The organism is Tenacibaculum piscium (genome assembly GCF_021390715.1).
Classification (GTDB): domain Bacteria; phylum Bacteroidota; class Bacteroidia; order Flavobacteriales; family Flavobacteriaceae; genus Polaribacter; species Polaribacter piscius.
On sequence record NZ_JAJGWT010000004.1, the window covers coordinates 173,974 to 193,481 of the forward strand.

The following is a 19,508-nucleotide window of genomic DNA, read 5'->3' on the forward strand; positions in this document are numbered from 1 at the left end:
GCAATATGAACTTTGAATTACACTCCGATTTTAAGCCAACAGGCGATCAACCAACCGCCATCAAACAATTAGTCAACGGATTAAATACTGACGAAAAATACCAAACACTTTTAGGTGTTACAGGTTCTGGTAAAACTTTTACCGTAGCAAATGTAGTTGCCCAAGTGAATCGTCCTACCTTGGTTTTGGCACATAATAAAACATTAGCGGCACAATTATATGCCGAATTCAAGCAGTTTTTCCCGAACAATGCCGTTGAATATTTTGTTTCTTATTATGATTATTATCAGCCAGAAGCCTATATTCCTGTTACGGGAACTTTTATTGAAAAAGATTTATCTATCAATGATGAAATAGAACGCCTTCGAATTAGCACTTCCTCTTCATTACTTTCTGGTCGTAGCGATATTATCGTTATTGCTTCTGTTTCTTGTTTATACGGTATTGGAAATCCGAAGGAGTTTAAAAAAAATGTGATTCCAATCGCTGTAAATCAACAAATTTCACGCACCAAATTTTTACACAAACTGGTGACCAGTTTATATTCTCGAACCGAAACCGACATAAAAAGTGGAACTTTTAAAGTAAAAGGCGATGTCGTTACTATTTATCCATCGTATGGCGATAGCGGTTATAAAATTCATTTTTTCGGAGATGAAATTGAAGAAATTGAAACTTTTAATATTGAAAATAATCAGCGAATTGAAAAATTAGATGAACTCACTATTTATCCTGCAAATTTATTTGTAACCTCTCCTGATGTGTTGCAAAATGCTATTCATCAAATACAAGATGATATGGTAAAACAGGTGGATTATTTCAAAGAAATTGGCAAACATTTAGAGGCAAAACGTTTGTTAGAACGCACCGAGTTCGATTTAGAAATGATTCGAGAATTGGGCTATTGTTCAGGAATTGAAAATTATTCTCGATATTTAGACGGACGAGCTCCAGGTACTCGCCCGTTTTGTTTATTAGATTATTTTCCTGATGATTTTTTAATGATTATTGATGAAAGTCACGTTACCATTCCGCAAACGCATGCCATGTATGGTGGCGATAGAAGTCGAAAAGAAAATCTAGTAGAATATGGTTTTCGTTTGCCTGCGGCGATGGATAATCGTCCTTTAAAATTTGAGGAATTTGAAGCATTACAAAACCAAGTAATTTATGTATCTGCAACACCTGCAGATTATGAATTGCAAAAAACTGAAGGCGTATTTGTGGAACAAGTAATTCGCCCGACAGGTTTATTAGATCCAATAATTGAAGTTCGTCCGAGCGAAAATCAAATTGATGATTTAATTGAAGAAATACAAATCCGAGTAGAAAAAGACGAGCGAACTTTGGTAACCACTTTAACCAAACGAATGGCGGAAGAATTAGCAAAATATTTAACCAGAATTCAAATTCGTTGTCGTTATATTCATTCGGATGTAGATACTCTAGAACGTGTGCAAATCATGCAAGATTTACGAAGAGGTTTGTTTGATGTTTTAATTGGTGTCAATTTATTGCGAGAAGGTTTGGATTTACCCGAAGTATCGTTAGTTGCTATTTTAGATGCTGATAAAGAAGGATTTTTACGCAGTCATCGTTCGATAACACAAACTGTTGGTCGGGCGGCGAGAAATGTAAACGGACGTGCTATTTTATATGCCGATAAAATCACCAAAAGTATGCAACGAACCATGGATGAAACCGATTACAGACGAAAAAAACAGCAAAATTACAATACTAAAAATGGCATTACACCAACGCAAATCAATAAAAAATTAGACAATACACTTTCTCAAGATACCATTACTTCTTTTCATTATGATAATGCTATTGAAAAAGTTTCAAAACAAGATTTACAATTTTTACCCAAGGAAGAAATAGAAAAACGTATCCGAGGAAAACGTAAAGAAATGGAAACTGCTGCTAAAAATTTAGATTTTATGGTCGCTGCACAATTACGTGATGAAATTGCTATTTTAAGAAAGAATCTATAAAACTTAGAGCCTGTTTAAATTAAAAAACGACTTTTATGAATATCATAAAAGTCGTTTTCAAAAAAATGAAAAAAGTAATTAAAAATAAAAAGTTACTTTTAATTATTTAGATGCTACTAAAGTTACAGGTAAATTATATACTTCTGTATTCACTTTACCTTGAATTTTCTTGTAATTTAAGCTTCTTTTAATATAATTTTCTATTTTTTCCGTATTATTTTTTGAATCTACCGATAACACAATAAGTTCATTTTTACTATTTATTGTTAATTTTACAATTACAGAAACGTCTGTTTTTAATTCAAATTTTGGGTTTTTTAATAATTTTTGAACTTGTTTATTTATTAATACCAATGCTCCTTCTGAAGGATTTGTAGTTCCAGCAGTTACCATTAAAGTATTTGCTGTTAAAAAAAGCGCTACTAATAAAAATTTAATTGTTTTCATAATGTTGTTTATTATTCTTAATAATTACAATTTTCTAATTAAATATAAAATGTTCTTGGGTTTGCAAACCACTACAAATTTACGGCAGAATACTAATGGTAATGTTAGTTTACTTTTAACAAAAACTCAAAGAATAGTTACTTAAAAACAGGTTAAAAAGATAAATTCACGACTATTTTCAAGATATACTTAAAAACCTCAACAATAAGAACTTAATTAAACAATGATTTCAATAATAATTTAATACAAAAAGATAATTATCAGTATCTATTTTTTAAATAAAAACTCAAATATTTAAAATATCTGTAATATAAAAAATATATTTTAGCATCAAAAAAGACGTAACAATTAATTTACATTATAAATAAGAACAACTATTTCACTCTTTTTTTTGCAGATAGAAAACTAAAAACAAGCAATTTTCATATTTACTTTCTTAATAAATCTTTTTGAATAACTGATTTTCCTTTTAAGGTTTGGAGTTTCTCTTTCACTAGAATATTTAATTTTAAAGTTTCGATACTTTCCTTTGAAAAAAGAGCATCTTCTACCTTTATATCAATATAATACTTCCCCGGAAACAATGTTTCTTTTTGATTTTTAATTTTACCATTCGGAATTTCAATAATAGTGATATTCTTAAATTTTTTATCAGCAATTTCTACGGACAGAATTTTAAAGCTATCTATAGGTGATTCAATTATCGCAGAATACTTCATTTTTGAAGTATCAAACTTAGAACCTGCTCTTACATATTGTTTTTTAATCTCGCTTATAGAAACTGATTTGCAAGCGAAAAACAGTGGCATTATTAGCATGAAAATAATTTTAGAATTGTTTTTTAACATCTTTTCTATTTTTTTCTAAATTAAAAAAACACGATACTACCAATGTAGTATCGTGTTTTTTTGATGATACTTTTTTATTTAGTTTAAATTATTTCAGGATTATTCTACGATTATTTTCTTTGTTGTTATTTCACTATCTGCAACAACTTTAACAATATAAACTCCTTTAGATAAACTACTTAAATTAATCCCTTTAAATTCATTTGATTTTTGTTTTTTACGCAATACTTTTTTACCTGTCATATCAAATAAATCAATCGTTAACAAGTTCGATTTAGAGGTTTCTATTTGTAAAAAATTATTAAAAGTATATATTTTTAAACCTGTTGATGCTGTTTTTAATACTTTTAAATCTTTTAAACTTGCTTTAGAGAAATGAAGATAAAATCGTCCAAATTCGTTGCTATTTTCATCTAAAGTTACCGAATAATTTTTAGTTTTATTTATTTCATGAAACTTTTCAGTTTTTTTATCTTCGATAAGAACTTTAATATCTTCTGGTAAATTATATCTTTCTGATGAAAAGATTATTTTTTCTTTTGATGTTGCTCTAAGTTTTAAAGGAACAATTTGATTTTCAAAAGTATCTGAAGCAACCGATTGAATTGAATATTCATTCTCTATTTCTTTGTCAGTTGCTTTGTCAGTTTCTTTATTTGTTGGGTTGTTTACTAATTTTGATGTTAAATCAAATGTAGCATTTCCAAAATTTATGATATCCTGTCCTACATCAAACCCTTGAGTCGCATTTTTAGAAAAGATAATATCGGTATTTACCTTTATTTTTTCTTTTTTATTTTTTTCATCTTTTTCATCTTTTTCGATAAATACTTTTACAAAAGAAGTTGTACTTCTATTGAAGGTATGATTTCCTTGTAAGGTTGTTTTTGTACCAATATTAGCTTTCTTAAAAACGACATTTTCATCAGTTGATGAAGATTTTGTTTTGATAAAAAATCCTTGTCCTGGCGCTAATACTTTTTGAGTTGATGATGCTAAATTTGTATAGGCTACATATTTATTTTGATTATTTTCCCAAAGATATATTGCTTGTGCGTTGTCGGCTAATTTGGTGGTATTATTTTTGATAAAATCTTCTGAAGTACTTTTATTTGCTGGATAATATGCGGTAAAAGGATTCCCAATCGCATTCCATTTATCAGAAGATACGGTAACATTTAATGTTGCATTTTGCATCGTTCCTGAAAAGGTAACAGCTCCTGTTGTACCTCTAGAAATTGCATATCCGATTCCATTTTCAAACTTCACATTTTCATCAATATTTTGATCAAAATACGACCACTTCGTACCTGCTGAATTTGCATCATTATACCTTGAAATAGCATATTTAGAACTCGCATTTTTTCTAATATCATTTGATGATTTTGTTGCAAATCCCTTAATTTTTTCACCAATTACAGGCGGTGAAATTAAAGACCATTTATTAGCTAATAAACCACCTCTTTGATACTTTAAATTTCCTGTTGCATTTCCGTTGACCATAAAAACACCACTAGCTGTTCCATCTGACAAAATTGATACAAAAGTATCATCGTTTATTGTTGAGACAAAATCATTAACAACTGTTAAACTATTCGTATTTTTTATCTCTAATTTAGCATTGTTGATTTCTAATGATTTTACGGTAGCTCCAGCTACATTTACCGATACCACATCTTGTTCTTGTTTAATTACAACAGCATCAGCTGAAGTTGGTAATGTTTTACCTTCCCAATTTGTAGTTTCAGACCAGTTATTATTGGTTACACTTTTAAAATGTTTTTGATCATTATACACCCACATTCCTCTACCGAAAGTACCTATATAAATATTTCCGTTGTTTTTACTTACTTTAATATCACTAACAATAACGTTTGGCAAACCAGCTCCTAATTTTTTCCAATTAGTAGTTGTATTATTGGTATAATAAAGTCCTAATTCTGTTCCTAGATAAATGGTTTCATTATTTTTATTAGGATCTACTATTATTTTTTTCGTGATTATATTTGGAAAATCAGCACTAATATTCGTCCATGAATCACCGTTATCAATACTTTTATAGACCTTTTCACCAGCAGTATATCCTGCCAATGTTATGTATATCGTTGCTGTATTCGGATTTGCAAATACGCTACTAATTGTTAAATTTGAATTAGGATTCGAAATTGTAGTCCAAGTTGTGCCATCATCATTACTTCTTCTAAGTATTTTATCCATTCCAGAAAAACCAATTGCAAAGATCCTTGTAGCTCCATTATATAAAGAGACATCTAGAAATGATGTTTCTAATAAACCAGTATTAAGCGCTGTCCAAGTAGCACCTCTATCTGTCGATTTTTTCACATCACCATGCCCTGCATAAATAGTAGTGGCAATTGTTGGGTGTAAGGCTAAAGGAGAAACGAATGCAGCATCGTATTGATTCGCAGAAAGAAGTATTTTTGCTGAATACGCACTACTTGAATACCCATCATCTGCTCTATCTAAAGAACCGAAAGTACCTCCTAAATATCTAATATTTGGATTTGAAATATCAATTCCAGTAGCTGTTCCATCACCAGCTAAACAAGCCACCCATTTTTGAGTTCCATCTTTTAATACTTTCGAAAAACCATCATTATCTTGGTTTGCCATCATATAATCATCACCATTAATGCCTTGTGTAATGGCAATATTATAAGGCTGAGAAATAACTAAACCATTTGAAATATCCGTCCAACCACCTGTTGCGCTTGTAGCGGTAAAAGCACCTTTATGAACTCCACCATCATGACTGTTTATTACGGTAACACCATCCGCTAAAAAAGATAAATAATGATGATCTGGATGCACATAAAAACCTACTCCTGCAGGGTCATCATATGCATTTAAATACATAGAAAATGAAGCACCATTATCAGTAGATTTATAAACATTTACTCCTCCTACCAGAATGTCATCTTTATTTGTAGGCGATACAGCAATACATTGATTATAACCTCCTTGTGAATTATATCCTGAAATAGTCATTTCACTAATTTTATCGGCAGTTGTACCATCATTATCAAAACGAAAAACTGTAAAGACTCCATCTTGGGTGATTGCATAAAAGTTTTCGGTATCATTTTCCGAAACTGTAATTTTTAAATTACTTTTTGAACTTCCATCTCCTTTTAAAACGGGGTGTTCTGAAAAATTATCACCTGTATCAGAAGAATACCATAAGCTTCCCCATGCATCAGAAACCACTACTTTCGTTGCATTATTAGGATCAAAGATTATATTTTGAAAATTATCACCAGTATAATTTGGAGTAGTACTCATATTCGACCAAGTAGCACCGCTATCTGTCGATTTTTTTATTTCACTATTTGTAAGTGCAAAAATTGTAGTAGATGATCCTGGAGCAAAAACGATATCTCTAATATATTCGTTTTCCGTTAATGAAAACATTAAACCAGTTACAGCCCAATTTTCTCCTGCATCTGTAGATTTAAATAATCCTATTGAACTAATATGTTGAGCATCTTCATCTCCAGTTGCCATATATAATATATCGGAATTATTTGGATCAATAATGATAGCCGTAACACCTAAACCTGCTAAATGATCTGTTTTAGGCGACCAATTATTACCGCCATCTGTTGTTTTCCAAAGACCTCCTGCAGCAGATCCAGCATACATTACTTGTGTGTTATTAGCATCTGTTGCGACCACATTAACCCTTCCTAAACCTGGGTAAGTAGTATATCCATTTTCCAATACATTTTTTTTAGGACCTATTTGCTCCCATGATGTAACGGTATTTGATCTTTGATATTTAGTATTTGAATTATCTAATAATAAGTTGATATATGCTTCTTTATTCACACTATTTTTTATAAAAGAACCATCTGAATTAACTCTGTCTTTCCAAATCCAAACCCAACGTTCAAATTGCTTGATTGCTTTCTTTTGTTTTTTAGACATAACTCTTCTAGAAGATCGCCTTTTCGTTGAAAATTCTTTTCTAGTTTTATTAACAATCTCAAAGAAATTCGCATTTTCTTTTAAAGATTCTTCTTTGTAATTTGTAATTTGAGCATTTACTTGAAAAGTAAATGCGATGAAAAAAAGCAATTTAAAGTTCATTATTATTTTAGTCATTCTATAAAACTTTGATTATTAAAAAAATCAAAAGTAATACGAAAATGATGTAATTACGTTAAAATATAACAAATACCTTTCAAATTATAATCAATAAAATTTTTGAAGAAAATTTTTGAAGTTAAAAAAAGGTTATTTATTTTTCTATTTATTAAGGTAATTATTATAGTAGATTGAATATCAACTATAAAAAAATCGCCTCACAAATAAATTGTGAAGCGATTTTTAATATCGTAATTAAAATATAATTTAAGCTTTTAAAACTTCAGCAACTTTATCAGCAGCTTCTTGAAATTCAGTAGCAGAAATAATTTCCATTCCACTGTTATCAATTAATTCTTTAGCTTCTTTAGCATTTGTTCCTTGTAAACGACAAATAATAGGCACATTAATTTTGTCTCCCATACTTTTGTAAGCATCTACAACTCCTTGAGCAACACGATCACAACGAACGATTCCTCCAAAGATATTTACTAAAATAGCTTTTACGTTACTATCTTTTAAGATAATTCCGAATGCTTTTTCAACACGTTCAGCATCAGCAGTACCTCCAACGTCTAAAAAGTTAGCTGGCTCACCACCTGCTTGTTTAATTAAATCCATAGTTCCCATTGCAAGTCCTGCTCCGTTTACCATACATCCAACATTTCCGTCTAAATCTACATAGTTTAAACCTGCAGCTCTAGCTTCTACTTCAATTGGGTTTTCTTCACGTAAATCACGCATTGCAGCATAATCTTTATGACGATATAAAGCGTTTTCATCTAAAGTAACTTTAGCATCTACCGCCATTATTTTATCATCAGATGTTTTTAACACAGGGTTAATTTCAAACATTGCTGAATCAGATTTGATATAAGCTGTATATAAAGCTGTAGCAAATTTCACCATTTCTTTTAAAGCAACACCACTTAAACCTAAGTTAAAAGCAATTTTACGCGCTTGAAAAGGCATTAATCCTAAAGCTGGATCAATTTCTTCTGTAAAAATTAAATGAGGAGTTTCATCTGCAACAGTTTCGATATCCATACCACCTTCTGTAGAATACATAATCATATTTCTACCAGTTGCACGGTTTAATAAAACTGACATATAATATTCATCTGGTTCACTAGCTCCAGGATAATATACATCTTCGCATATTAATACTTGGTTTACTAATTTACCTTCTGCTGAAGTTTGAGGAGTAATTAACATCATTCCTAAAATATCATTAGAAATACTTTTTACCTCGTCTAAGTTTTTAGCCAACTTAACTCCGCCTCCTTTTCCACGACCACCTGCGTGTACTTGAGCTTTAATTACGTGCCAACCTGTACCGGTTTCTTCAGTTAATTTCTTTGCTGCCTCAACAGCTTCTTCTGGTGTGTTTGCAACAACTCCACGTTGAATACGAACTCCAAAACTGTTTAATATTTCTTTACCTTGATATTCGTGTAAGTTCATTAGATATGAATTTTTAAAGTCGAACAAAAATACAAATTCAAATTATAAAACATTACTATTTATCGTAATTATTACTTTTTATTTTAAAATTTCAACTATTTTTAAGCACCTTTTTAAGAATCAAAAAAAATATACCTATAATTATACATTTAAAGAACACAAAAAATGTCTTTTTTCATGTTTTAAAGCCTATCCTGATTTCTTTTTTATACATTCGTTCTCTTGATAAAAAAACTATAATTATCTATGATTATTGCAAAAAACATCCATAAACGCTACGGTGATGTTGAAATTTTAAAAGGTGTAAATCTTCATATTAAAAAAGGAGAAATTGTTGCCATTGTTGGTCCTTCTGGTGCTGGAAAAACAACCTTATTACAAATTTTAGGAACACTTGATACTCCTGAAACTAGCGAAAATTACGAGTTATTTCTTGATAAAACAGCTATAAAAGGATTGAATGATGCACAAGTTTCTGCTTTTAGAAATAAGCATATCGGATTTATTTTTCAATTTCATCAATTATTGCCTGAATTTACGGCACTAGAAAATGTGTGTATTCCTGCTTTTATCGGTGGAAAATCAAAAAATGAAACCGAAAAAAGCGCCAAAGAATTATTATCTTTCTTAGGATTATCGCACAGAGAAAACCATAAACCAAACGAACTTTCTGGGGGAGAACAACAACGTGTAGCCGTCGCAAGAGCTTTAATTAACGAGCCTTCGGTTATTTTTGCTGATGAACCTTCTGGGAATTTAGACTCTACATCCGCAGAAAATTTACATAAATTATTTTTTGAATTGCGTGATAAATTCGGACAAACATTCGTTTTGGTAACACATAATAAAGATTTAGCCAAAATGGCAGACCGAACACTCACCATGAAAGATGGCGTTATTATTGAATAATTTTTATGATGAATACAACTGAACTAAAAGAATTTTTAGACGAAAAAGTAGTACAATATAATACACAGAATTTTATAAAAAGCGACCCGATTCAAATTCCACATCAATTTAGCAAAAAAGAAGATATTGAAATTATTGGTTTTTTAGTGGCGACAATTGCTTGGGGAAAACGGGAAATGATTATCAGAAATGCTCATAAAATGGTGGATTTATTAGGCAATTCTCCGTATGATTTTGTAATGAATCACACAGCAAATGATTTGGATACTTTTAACGGATTTGTACATCGAACTTTTAATGCTGATGATTTTCGATTTTTTATAACATCACTTAAAAATATATACGAAAATCACAACGGATTAGAAGCTGTTTTAAACACAAATAACACGGATAATTATCAAGTTGCGATTCATCATTTTAAGCAAATTTTCTTTGAAATTCCGCATCAAAAAAGAACTCAAAAACACGTTTCCGATCCGCTAAAAGGTTCTGCCTCAAAACGTATCAATATGTTTTTGCGTTGGATGGTTCGAAATGACACCACAGGCGTCGATTTAGGAATTTGGAAAACGCATAATCCTGCTCATTTACATTGTCCGCTAGATGTTCATGCAGGAAATGTCGCTCGTAAATTGGGGATTTTAACCCGAAAACAAAACGATTGGAAAGCATTAACAGAATTAGATATCACCTTACGAGCATTTGACAAAAACGATCCTGTAAAATATGATTTTGCATTATTCGGATTGGGGATTTTTGAAAAGTTTTAATGATTCTTCATTGTTTTTATAGGATTTAGAAGTATTTTGGTTTCATTTTTAATTTTAACAGATGTAGTTCCTTTTTTATGAAAAATAATGTATCAAACATGAAATGTTTAGACCTCTTTTTATCCTCATTAAATGAAGGTCGCAATTCTAATTCCGAATTAATAATAAAACCTGTATCACATCAGAAAAAAATGCTTTTAAGTTGGGGAATTCAAGATTTATTTGAAGGAAATACACTTACCAAAGATCTGTATAAAATACAAGAGCTTATCAAAAAATACGATTGGGAAAGTGACATCGCTCCTATTTTACATAAAAATTATTACCAAACATTAGTGGTTACTAATACGGATAAAAAAATAGTTTGGGTAAACGATGGTTTTAAAAAAATGACAGGCTATGACCGTGAATTTGCCATTGATAAAACACCTAGTTTTTTACAAGGACGAAAAACATCAGAAGTTGTAAAAAAGAAAATTCGTGAAAATATTTTAGCAAACAAACCCTTTAAAGGAACAGTTATCAATTATCGAAAAGATAAAATGACCTATAAATGTGAACTAAAAATTTTCCCACTATTTTCAAAAACAAAAGCTACACATTTCTTAGCCTTAGAGCGAGAAGTCGTTTAAAATGCAGGCTTTTACACATTATTTTTTACACTTCGGATTTCCTTTTTTTATCGGATATATATTTTTCAGAAAAGAATGGAAGAAAGTCGCTTTAATTTTAATCGCCACGATGCTTGTCGATTTAGATCATCTTTTAGCTATGCCAATATTTCAAGAAAATCGGTGTAGTTTTGGTTTTCATATCTTGCACACTTATTATGCAATGTGTATTTATTTTCTGTTATTATTTTTTAAAAAGCCGTATAATATCATCGGATTAGGGCTTTTATTTCATATGCTAACCGATTTAATTGATTGTTTATTTATGTATAATAACTGTAAACAATGCTATATTAACACACCTGCCGAAGCTATTTTAAAACAAATAACAAGCTTTTTTTAGCGTATTATAAAAATTATTTGAAGCTAATCCCGCTTTCCGCACTCGCTTTTTTTATTTTTTAAAAAGAAAAATAAAAAAGAGCTCAAACAATTGCTTCAATCGGGGCTAAAAACCGATGATACATCTTTTAAAAAACCGCTATTCTTTTAAAATTAAATCACAATACCAAAAACTGGTATCATAATTTTTAACCTTTTCTTTAGTATTTGTATGACAATTTTGAGAATCATCTTTATGTAATGTGTATGATTTTAAAATTTTCTCTCCTATTTCAAATTCAATAGGATTTTTAAAAATAGGTCCATCATAACAAAAAGTATGAAACTCTCCATTTTCACCACAAACATCAATATTATCAGGTAATTCGTTTATAAAATCTTCATCAATTACTCTACCTACAAACTCTTCTCCTAATAATTTTGCATTTACACAAACTGTTATAGTTTTAAATCCAAGGGCTAAAAACTCTCTAAGTAACGTTTTAGTATCTTGTTTCCAAAGCGGATATACACCTGTAATTCCTACTTCTTGTAATTTCGAATCTCTATATTTTTTTAAATCTTCTAAAAATATATCACCAAAAATGGCATAATTAAGCCCTAATGATTTTAATTCATCAGTTTTGGCTTTCATTTTTTCGTTATATAAATCCATGGTAACATCTGCAGGAAAATATATTTTTTCTAAAGGAATATTAATACTTTTAGCTTGTGCTTCTAACAAGTTTTCATGAAGTCCGTGCATAGAAACACGCTGATAATCTTCATTTACATTGGTTATTAATTTTTCTATTTGATATTCTTTTTGCTGTAATATTTTATACAATGCAAATGCCGAATCTTTTCCTGAACTCCAATTAAAATATGCTTTTTTCATAAGGCTAAATTATAGTATTTAAAACATAAAAAATCCCACTAAAAGCAGGATTTTTATATTTTATATTCTTGAAAAAAAATAATTTTATTAATGATTTATTTTCTTTCGTTGATTTAAGCTCGTTGGTTTTTCTTGTTTTACTAGTGGAGTTCCGTATAAATCAAAATCTCCCGCTTCATCAATTTTAATATCGATAAATTCTCCCAATTTAATATAGTGTTTTGTAGCGTCTACAATTACGTCATTATCAACATCTGGCGAATCGAATTCAGTACGACCGTAAAAATACTCGCCATCTTTTCTATCGAATAAACAACGGAACGTTTTACCAATTTTAGCTTGATTTAATTCCCAAGAAATTTGACCTTGAACTTCCATAATTTCATTTACTCTTCGGAATTTCACATCCGCAGGAACATCATCTTCTAAAACAAAAGCACCTGTATTTTCTTCATGAGAATATTCAAAAGCTCCCATTCTTTCGAAACGCATTTCTTCAACCCATGCTTTTAATTCTTCAAATTGTGCTTCTGTTTCACCAGGATATCCAACAATTAAGGTCGTACGAATTGCCATATTTGGCACAGTTTCTCTAAATTTATGAATTAATGAAGTTGTTTTTTCGTGAGTAGTACCACGCTTCATCGATTTTAAAATTTCTGTATTAATGTGCTGTAACGGAATGTCTAAATAATTACAAACTTTAGGTTCATTTTTCATTACATCTAACACATCCATAGGAAAACCTGAAGGAAAAGCATAATGTAAACGAATCCACTCGATTCCATCAACTTTAACTAATTCTTTTAATAAATCGGCTAAAGCACGTTTTTTATAAATATCTAATCCGTAATAGGTTAAATCTTGTGCGATTAACATCAATTCTTTAATTCCTTTTTCGGCTAATTTAGTCGCTTCAATAATAATATCTTCAATCGGTGTCGATTTATGTTTTCCTCGCATTAAAGGAATTGCACAAAATGAACACGGACGATCGCAACCTTCGGCAATTTTTAAATACGCGTAATGTTTTGGCGTCGTTGTTAAACGCTCTCCGATTAATTCATGCTTATAATCTGCCTCTAAAACTTTCAATAATTCTGGCAATTCGTGTGTACCAAAATACTGATCTACATTTTTAATTTCGTTTTCTAAATCGGGTTTATAGCGTTCGCTCAAACATCCAGAAACAAAAACTTTGTCTATTTCACCTGCTTCTTTACGTTGTGCGTAATGCAAAATGGTATCAATACTTTCTTCTTTGGCTTTTCCGATAAAACCGCAAGTATTGATAACAACAATATTACCATCATCTTCAGGATCTTCATGAACCACGTTTTTACCATTGGCTTTTAATTGTCCCATTAAAATTTCACTATCGTAAATGTTTTTAGAACATCCTAAGGTTACTACGTTGATTTTATTCTGCTTTGGTGATTTTGTGCGCATTGTACTATAAAAATTTAGGTTGCAAAGATACTGTTTAAACAACAAGTTTGTAAAAATTAAAAGCTTAAAAATTTGAGGTTCATTTTAATTAAATAACTGTTAATTTCATTTTTGATAAATTTGTATTTTTGCTGATACTTTAAAATCAGTTAAATCTGTAACGATTAATCAGCATGAATAAAATATTACTTATTATCATCATTATTTCATCTTCGAATGTACATGGGCAAACGTTCAAAGATTCTATCAATATTATTTATAAAAATTATTTTGATGTATTAAATACCAAAGAAAAATTAGATACAATTGTATTAAAAGTTCAAAATTTTGAAGAACTAATGGAATCTAATAATCTGAAAATAAAGAACTTAACTGATGCCGAGCTTTTTAGTTTAAAAAAACAATTACAGCAACGAAAAAATAAAATAGTCAATACCACTGATTTTGTTTTTGCAGCAAATGCGAGTTTAAATGCCATCAAACAACTAGATGCAACAAGTGATTATCTTACTAAAATTTCAAGTTTAAACAATCCTGAAAATGCGGAATTAGGTTTTTCATTATCGAATCAAATTGCTATTATTATCGAAAAAAATATTTTTAAAGGAAAGAGTAAAATCAATGGAATTAAAAAATCTAAGTTTTTGCTTTTTGTTGATAATATCATAAAATCGCCAATAACCAAGACAATAAGTAGCGCCATGCCGATTGTTAATTCAATTAAATCTATTGTTGATTTAGTGATTGGAAATGCTATAAAAGATAAAAATGTATCTATAAATCATATTGTTGAATTAAAAAAATCATTAAAAGTATATTTAGAACATTATGAAGGTTTGGCAAAATGTCAAGTAAATTTTGAACAAAATTTAAGAACTTTAGATGTCAGAAAAAAAGGATTGGTATTATTATTAACTCAATATACTACCGAGCGTTCAAATACGTTAAGCCCAAATATGATATCAGAAAAAGACAAAAAAACCTCCTTAACACAATTGATAAATAGGTATTATACTAAAAATATTGTACAGCAAAAAGTAGCACAAATAATTGATGCAAAACCAATTTCTTACAGTGCTCATTTAAGCGATAATAAATTGATTTATCCAAATTATGCGTTAAATCAGGCAAAGTTTATTAGAGATGAAATTGAATCTTTAAGCAAAGAATACGCTTCAATATTTACACTTTATCAGCTTGATTTGAAAGATGTTTTACAAAAAAGTAAAAATATTGGTGATGCAACTAAAATAGAACAAAAAATAATTGAACTTGAAAATAAATTATTAGAAGTAAAAAATGCCTTTGAGGATAATTTAAATATCTATAAATTAAATCATACATTTAAAATTTTAATTAGTTATTAACTATATTTACAATAATATACAAGCAAAAAAACTCCCAAATTGGGAGTTTCTTTGTATTTTTAATATTAAAAAAATCTATTTTATATTTTTTATTTAAAGAAAGAATCTACAAATTCGTGTTTATTAAATACTTGTAAATCGTCAATTCCTTCGCCAACTCCGATATATTTTACTGGAATCTGAAATTGATCAGAAATACCGATAACCACACCACCTTTTGCTGTTCCGTCAAGTTTTGTTACTGCTAAAGAAGTTACTTCTGTGGCTTTTGTAAACTGTTTTGCTTGTTCAAAAGCATTTTGTCCTGTTGAACCGTCTAAAACTAATAATACTTCATGCGGTGCATTAGGTATCACTTTTTGCATTACACGTTTAATTTTTGTTAATTCATTCATTAAATTAACTTTGTTATGCAAACGACCAGCGGTATCAATAATAATAACATCGGCATTTTGATTTACGCCAGATTTCACCGTATCAAATGCTACAGATGCAGGATCAGATCCCATTTCTTGACGAATAATTGGTACATCAGTTCTATCTGCCCAAACTTGTAATTGATCAATTGCGGCAGCTCTAAAGGTATCTGCAGCTCCAAGAACAACCTTTAAACCCTGCTTTTTAAACTGCGATGCTAACTTACCAATCGTCGTTGTTTTACCAACACCATTGACACCAACGACCATTATTACATGAGGTTTATTGTTTGTTGGAACAGTAAATTCGGTAGCATCTTTTGTATTTGTTTCTGATAATAATCCCGCAATTTCATCTCTAAGAATTTGGTTTAATTCATCAGTACCTACATATTTATCTCTAGCAACTCGAGCTTCAATTCTATCAATAATTTTTAGTGTAGTAGCTACACCAACATCCGAAGAAACTAATACTTCTTCTAAGTTATCTAAAACAGCAGCATCTACTTTTGCTTTCCCTGCAACGGCTTTCGATAATTTAGAGAAAAAACTTGTTTTTGTTTTTTCTAGTCCTTTGTCTAATGTTTCTTTTTTCTCTCTCGAGAAGATTTTCTTAAAAAAACTCATAGTTAAATTTTACAATCATTTATATAGGGTGAAAACTATACCAAACTATATTATATAGTCAAATTGTCATACTTACCTGATTACTTGGAGGTGTCAATATACAATTTTTAGCACAAAAAAAAAGCTACTCTCTTATGAAAGTAGCTTTTATATATTTTATAAACAAGTATTAATTTTTCTTGATAAAATCATTTACTTGTGCAGGGTCCATAATTGCTTCAACGAATGTATAAGCTCCTGTTTTTGGAGACTTTACCATTTTGATTGCTTTAGTTAATCTTTTCGCTCCTGTTTGTAACGATGCTACTGATTTCTTTGCCATGTTCTATGGTTTATTAAAGTTTTAAAAAAACTTTTAATTATTTAATTTCTTTATGAACTGTCATCTTCTTTAAGATTGAATTAAATTTCTTTAATTCCATTCTATCAGGAGTGTTTTTTTTGTTCTTTGTAGTAATATAACGTGAAGTTCCTGGTAAACCAGTTGCTTTGTGTTCAGTACATTCTAATATAACCTGAACTCTGTTTCCTTTTTTTGCCATCTCTGTGAAGTTTTATCTAAGTAAGGAATTATTTAGTTAAGAAACCATTCTCTCTAGCGTCTTTAATCACAGCAGAGATTCCTTTTTTATTAATATTTTTTAATGCAGAAGCAGATACTTTAAGTGTAATCCACTTATCTTCTTCTGGGATAAAGAAACGCTTAGTCATTAAATTAGCGTTAAATTTTCTTTTAGTTCTATTTAATGCGTGAGAAACATTGTTCCCAACCATTGCTTTTTTTCCTGTAAGTTCACAAACTCTAGACATCTTCTTGACAGTTTTTAGTATTATTTCTAAACGAGGTGCAAATTTACGCAAATATATTGATTGCACAAAAAAACTCGTTTAAATTCTTATTTTATTTATTTTTTGTATTCTAACCTAGAGGTTAAGCATCTAACCTACTGGAAGCGTAACTGACGGCAAAAATACATAAATATTTTTAATTAGAACAAAAAAAGTTAAAAAAATTACTTGTAAGTTTCTTGTGTTATTTTTGAATTGACATCATTAATAACTCTAAAGCTTTTGTTACGGTTCTATTGATAACTTTTTCTCTTGGTTGTCCAAAATTAAACTCGTGCACCTCAACATTATTTTTCGTGGCATTTTTTGTAGCAATTGCGATATAAACGACTCCTACATTTTTGTCTGTAACATCAGTCGTGGGTCCTGCATTTCCTGTTACTGCGATAGCATAATCTGTTTGTAATTTATTCAAACAACCCATTGCCATTTCTTTAGCAACTTGTTCACTAACAACGCTAAACTCTTGTATTCTTTGCTTTGAAACACCTAGTAATTGCTGTTTTAATTCGGCAGTATAAGTAATAAACCCACCTTTAAAATACGCTGAAGAACCTGCTATCGCAACCAACGAAGCGCCTATTTTCCCTCCTGTTAAACTCTCGGCAGTGCTTACTGTTTTATTTTTGATACTTAATAAATCTCCTACTCTTTTTTCAATAGAAGCATCCGTATCATACCCTACAATAATATCTGAAATTAAGTTTTTTAATGCTATTATTTTTGTTGAAATTTCATTTTCAAGAATTTCTTTGTCATTTCCTTTTGCTGATATTCGCAATCGAACTTTTCCAAAAGATGGCAAATAAGCTACTTTAATATGTATCGGTAAATTATTTTCCCAATCTTCAATCCGTTCGGCGATAACACTTTCTCCCACGCCAACGGTCATAATAGTAGTGTGTATTATGTATGGTAATTTATATTTTTGCTGAATTTTAGGCAATACTTCATTGGTTATAAGTCCTTTCATTTCGTATGGAACACCGGGTAATGATACAAAAACAGTATTATTTTCGTAAAACCACATTCCTGGAGCTGTTCCAAATTCATTCATTAACAAAGTTGCTTTTGAAGGCAATTGTGCTTGATATTTCTGAACCTCATTAAACGGGTGCTTTACTTTTTCAAACAACTGTTTGATGTGTTCAATTACTTGAGGATATTCAACAATTTGGTCATCTTTAAAATATTCGGCTATTGTTTTTTTGGTGATATCATCCTTTGTTGGTCCAAGACCTCCTGTAATAATTACGATATCTGCTCTTTTTTCGGCTTCTTTTAAGGCGTTTAAAATATGTTTTCTTTCATCTTGAATAGAAGAAATTTGATAAACCGAAACGCCAATTTTATTTAATTCCTGCCCAATCCATTGTGAATTGGTATCCACAATTTGACCGATTAGAATTTCATCTCCAATGGTTATTATTTCTGCATTTACACTCTTATTCTGTATCTTTTTCATTTATGTTTCTTACTTCTTTCTTGTCCTGTTTCTTTTGTCCTTTCTTGTTCTCTTTTTTTCATAATAAATCCCGCATAAAGCGGGATTTATTTATTTTATTTTAATTTCAAAAGCTTGTTTTGAATTAATAATTCCTGTTAACACATCATTTTCTTCTACTTTTCCAACACCTGCTGGCGTTCCTGTAAAAATAACATCGCCTTTTTTCAAGGTGAAATATTGTGATACATAACTAATTAATTCATCAATTTTCCAAAGCATCGTTTCGGAATTTCCATCCTGAACTACTTGGTTATTTTTATGTAATTGAAAAGAAATACTTTCTAAATTAAATTCTTCCTTCGGATAAAAATTACCAATAACGGCACTTCCGTCAAAGGCTTTTGCTTTTTCCCAAGGCAATCCTTTTGCTTTACATGTTGCTTGTACATCGCGGGCTGTAAAATCAATTCCTAAACCTATTTCATCATAATATTTATGAGCAAATTTTGATGAAATATGTTTTCCTACTTTATTTATTTTCACTAGAACCTCCACTTCATACTGAATATCATCAGAAAAAGGCGGTATAAAAAAAGGCATTTTCTTCGGAAGAATTGCAGAATCTGGTTTTAGAAAAACAACAGGACTTTCTGGTTTTTCATTTGCCAATTCTTCGATATGTTTGGCATAATTACGCCCGATACAAATTATTTTCATAACTAATTATAATTATTTATTTATCAATTATTTAAAGCCTGTTTAAAGTTTATCAAAAAAAATATAGTAGAAAAAAATAGGAAATCGAATCCGTCAAACTGAATTTATTTCAGTTTCTCATCCTAATTTGCCACAGTTCTTAGCCTTGTGCGATGCTGAAATAAATTCAGCATAACGATAATCTTCTTTTGATTTAAAAACTTCTAA

Annotated in this window: 18 protein-coding genes; 6 read left to right on the forward strand and 12 right to left on the reverse strand. The window is 30.0% G+C overall.

From position 1 onward, the window contains the following. Positions 1 to 5 precede the first annotated feature (5 nt). Positions 6 to 1,994 (forward strand): excinuclease ABC subunit UvrB, encoded by a 1,989-nt coding sequence (gene uvrB / locus L0U77_RS05840; RefSeq protein WP_233897774.1) that lies wholly within the window; start codon positions 6 to 8, stop codon positions 1,992 to 1,994. Between the two features lie 102 nt (positions 1,995 to 2,096). Here uvrB and L0U77_RS05845 read toward each other — a convergent pair whose 3' ends face one another. The 4 genes from L0U77_RS05845 to sucC form a co-directional block, all read right to left on the reverse strand. After that, positions 2,097 to 2,441, reverse strand: a complete 345-nt coding sequence (locus L0U77_RS05845) for a hypothetical protein (protein WP_101916900.1) — start codon at positions 2,439 to 2,441, stop codon at positions 2,097 to 2,099. A 428-nt stretch (positions 2,442 to 2,869) separates the two neighbouring features. After that, positions 2,870 to 3,289 carry a hypothetical protein gene (locus tag L0U77_RS05850; RefSeq protein ID WP_101916899.1) on the reverse strand — a complete coding sequence of 140 codons (420 nt, stop codon included), beginning with the start codon at positions 3,287 to 3,289 and terminating at the stop codon, positions 2,870 to 2,872. A 99-nt stretch (positions 3,290 to 3,388) separates the two neighbouring features. After that, entirely contained in the window at positions 3,389 to 7,414 is a 4,026-nt protein-coding gene (locus L0U77_RS05855) for a VPS10 domain-containing protein (RefSeq protein WP_233900883.1), read from the reverse strand. A gap of 249 nt (positions 7,415 to 7,663) precedes the next feature. Then, positions 7,664 to 8,860 carry an ADP-forming succinate--CoA ligase subunit beta gene (sucC, locus tag L0U77_RS05860; protein ID WP_101916897.1) on the reverse strand — a complete coding sequence of 399 codons (1,197 nt, stop codon included), beginning with the start codon at positions 8,858 to 8,860 and terminating at the stop codon, positions 7,664 to 7,666. Positions 8,861 to 9,106: 246 nt separating this feature from the next. On the opposite strand from sucC, the gene L0U77_RS05865 reads away from it, so the two are divergent. The 4 genes from L0U77_RS05865 to L0U77_RS05880 all read left to right on the forward strand — a co-directional run bounded on the left by L0U77_RS05865 (position 9,107) and on the right by L0U77_RS05880 (position 11,553). Beyond that, positions 9,107 to 9,769, forward strand: coding sequence for an ABC transporter ATP-binding protein (locus L0U77_RS05865; protein WP_101916896.1), 663 nt, complete (start codon positions 9,107 to 9,109; stop codon positions 9,767 to 9,769). An 8-nt stretch (positions 9,770 to 9,777) separates the two neighbouring features. Then, a complete protein-coding gene (locus L0U77_RS05870; RefSeq protein ID WP_101916895.1) occupies positions 9,778 to 10,539 on the forward strand; it encodes a TIGR02757 family protein in 762 nt (253 codons plus the stop codon). Positions 10,540 to 10,637: 98 nt separating this feature from the next. Further along, positions 10,638 to 11,171: a PAS domain-containing protein gene (locus L0U77_RS05875; RefSeq protein WP_233900884.1), complete on the forward strand. Its 534-nt coding sequence runs from the start codon at positions 10,638 to 10,640 to the stop codon at positions 11,169 to 11,171. A 1-nt stretch (position 11,172) separates the two neighbouring features. After that, positions 11,173 to 11,553: a DUF6122 family protein gene (locus L0U77_RS05880; protein ID WP_233899834.1), complete on the forward strand. Its 381-nt coding sequence runs from the start codon at positions 11,173 to 11,175 to the stop codon at positions 11,551 to 11,553. Between the two features lie 138 nt (positions 11,554 to 11,691). Here L0U77_RS05880 and L0U77_RS05885 read toward each other — a convergent pair whose 3' ends face one another. Then, positions 11,692 to 12,429: a Dph6-related ATP pyrophosphatase gene (locus tag L0U77_RS05885; RefSeq protein ID WP_233899833.1), complete on the reverse strand. Its 738-nt coding sequence runs from the start codon at positions 12,427 to 12,429 to the stop codon at positions 11,692 to 11,694. A gap of 87 nt (positions 12,430 to 12,516) precedes the next feature. Next, positions 12,517 to 13,878 carry a 30S ribosomal protein S12 methylthiotransferase RimO gene (gene rimO / locus L0U77_RS05890; protein WP_233899832.1) on the reverse strand — a complete coding sequence of 454 codons (1,362 nt, stop codon included), beginning with the start codon at positions 13,876 to 13,878 and terminating at the stop codon, positions 12,517 to 12,519. Positions 13,879 to 14,051: 173 nt separating this feature from the next. On the opposite strand from rimO, the gene L0U77_RS05895 reads away from it, so the two are divergent. Continuing rightward, positions 14,052 to 15,245: a hypothetical protein gene (locus tag L0U77_RS05895; protein WP_233897780.1), complete on the forward strand. Its 1,194-nt coding sequence runs from the start codon at positions 14,052 to 14,054 to the stop codon at positions 15,243 to 15,245. 89 nt (positions 15,246 to 15,334) lie between these two features. Here L0U77_RS05895 and ftsY read toward each other — a convergent pair whose 3' ends face one another. The 6 genes from ftsY to L0U77_RS05925 all read right to left on the reverse strand — a co-directional run bounded on the left by ftsY (position 15,335) and on the right by L0U77_RS05925 (position 19,301). After that, positions 15,335 to 16,288 carry a signal recognition particle-docking protein FtsY gene (gene ftsY, locus L0U77_RS05900; RefSeq protein WP_101916889.1) on the reverse strand — a complete coding sequence of 318 codons (954 nt, stop codon included), beginning with the start codon at positions 16,286 to 16,288 and terminating at the stop codon, positions 15,335 to 15,337. A gap of 169 nt (positions 16,289 to 16,457) precedes the next feature. Next, positions 16,458 to 16,610 (reverse strand): DUF4295 domain-containing protein, encoded by a 153-nt coding sequence (locus tag L0U77_RS05905; RefSeq protein ID WP_083501047.1) that lies wholly within the window; start codon positions 16,608 to 16,610, stop codon positions 16,458 to 16,460. A 37-nt stretch (positions 16,611 to 16,647) separates the two neighbouring features. Beyond that, positions 16,648 to 16,830 (reverse strand): 50S ribosomal protein L33, encoded by a 183-nt coding sequence (gene rpmG / locus L0U77_RS05910; RefSeq protein WP_058884603.1) that lies wholly within the window; start codon positions 16,828 to 16,830, stop codon positions 16,648 to 16,650. Between the two features lie 28 nt (positions 16,831 to 16,858). Beyond that, a complete protein-coding gene (rpmB, locus tag L0U77_RS05915; protein ID WP_101917051.1) occupies positions 16,859 to 17,098 on the reverse strand; it encodes a 50S ribosomal protein L28 in 240 nt (79 codons plus the stop codon). Positions 17,099 to 17,321: 223 nt separating this feature from the next. Continuing rightward, positions 17,322 to 18,602 carry a competence/damage-inducible protein A gene (locus L0U77_RS05920; RefSeq protein ID WP_233860924.1) on the reverse strand — a complete coding sequence of 427 codons (1,281 nt, stop codon included), beginning with the start codon at positions 18,600 to 18,602 and terminating at the stop codon, positions 17,322 to 17,324. 90 nt (positions 18,603 to 18,692) lie between these two features. Further along, positions 18,693 to 19,301 (reverse strand): fumarylacetoacetate hydrolase family protein, encoded by a 609-nt coding sequence (locus tag L0U77_RS05925; protein WP_233860923.1) that lies wholly within the window; start codon positions 19,299 to 19,301, stop codon positions 18,693 to 18,695. Positions 19,302 to 19,508: the final 207 nt, after the last annotated feature.

Coding starts and splice junctions, on each gene's coding strand:
- L0U77_RS05855 (WP_233900883.1), bottom strand. CDS start 7,414: ATGACTAAAATAATAATGAACTTTAAATTGCTTTTTTTCATCGCATTT.
- L0U77_RS05875 (WP_233900884.1), top strand. CDS start 10,638: ATGAAATGTTTAGACCTCTTTTTATCCTCATTAAATGAAGGTCGCAAT.
- rimO (WP_233899832.1), bottom strand. CDS start 13,878: ATGCGCACAAAATCACCAAAGCAGAATAAAATCAACGTAGTAACCTTA.
- ftsY (WP_101916889.1), bottom strand. CDS start 16,288: ATGAGTTTTTTTAAGAAAATCTTCTCGAGAGAGAAAAAAGAAACATTA.
- L0U77_RS05925 (WP_233860923.1), bottom strand. CDS start 19,301: ATGAAAATAATTTGTATCGGGCGTAATTATGCCAAACATATCGAAGAA.
- rpmB (WP_101917051.1), bottom strand. CDS start 17,098: ATGTCTAGAGTTTGTGAACTTACAGGAAAAAAAGCAATGGTTGGGAAC.
- uvrB (WP_233897774.1), top strand. CDS start 6: ATGAACTTTGAATTACACTCCGATTTTAAGCCAACAGGCGATCAACCA.
- L0U77_RS05920 (WP_233860924.1), bottom strand. CDS start 18,602: ATGAAAAAGATACAGAATAAGAGTGTAAATGCAGAAATAATAACCATT.
- L0U77_RS05895 (WP_233897780.1), top strand. CDS start 14,052: ATGAATAAAATATTACTTATTATCATCATTATTTCATCTTCGAATGTA.
- L0U77_RS05865 (WP_101916896.1), top strand. CDS start 9,107: ATGATTATTGCAAAAAACATCCATAAACGCTACGGTGATGTTGAAATT.
- L0U77_RS05905 (WP_083501047.1), bottom strand. CDS start 16,610: ATGGCAAAGAAATCAGTAGCATCGTTACAAACAGGAGCGAAAAGATTA.
- L0U77_RS05885 (WP_233899833.1), bottom strand. CDS start 12,429: ATGAAAAAAGCATATTTTAATTGGAGTTCAGGAAAAGATTCGGCATTT.
- L0U77_RS05870 (WP_101916895.1), top strand. CDS start 9,778: ATGAATACAACTGAACTAAAAGAATTTTTAGACGAAAAAGTAGTACAA.
- L0U77_RS05850 (WP_101916899.1), bottom strand. CDS start 3,289: ATGTTAAAAAACAATTCTAAAATTATTTTCATGCTAATAATGCCACTG.
- L0U77_RS05845 (WP_101916900.1), bottom strand. CDS start 2,441: ATGAAAACAATTAAATTTTTATTAGTAGCGCTTTTTTTAACAGCAAAT.
- rpmG (WP_058884603.1), bottom strand. CDS start 16,830: ATGGCAAAAAAAGGAAACAGAGTTCAGGTTATATTAGAATGTACTGAA.
- sucC (WP_101916897.1), bottom strand. CDS start 8,860: ATGAACTTACACGAATATCAAGGTAAAGAAATATTAAACAGTTTTGGA.
- L0U77_RS05880 (WP_233899834.1), top strand. CDS start 11,173: ATGCAGGCTTTTACACATTATTTTTTACACTTCGGATTTCCTTTTTTT.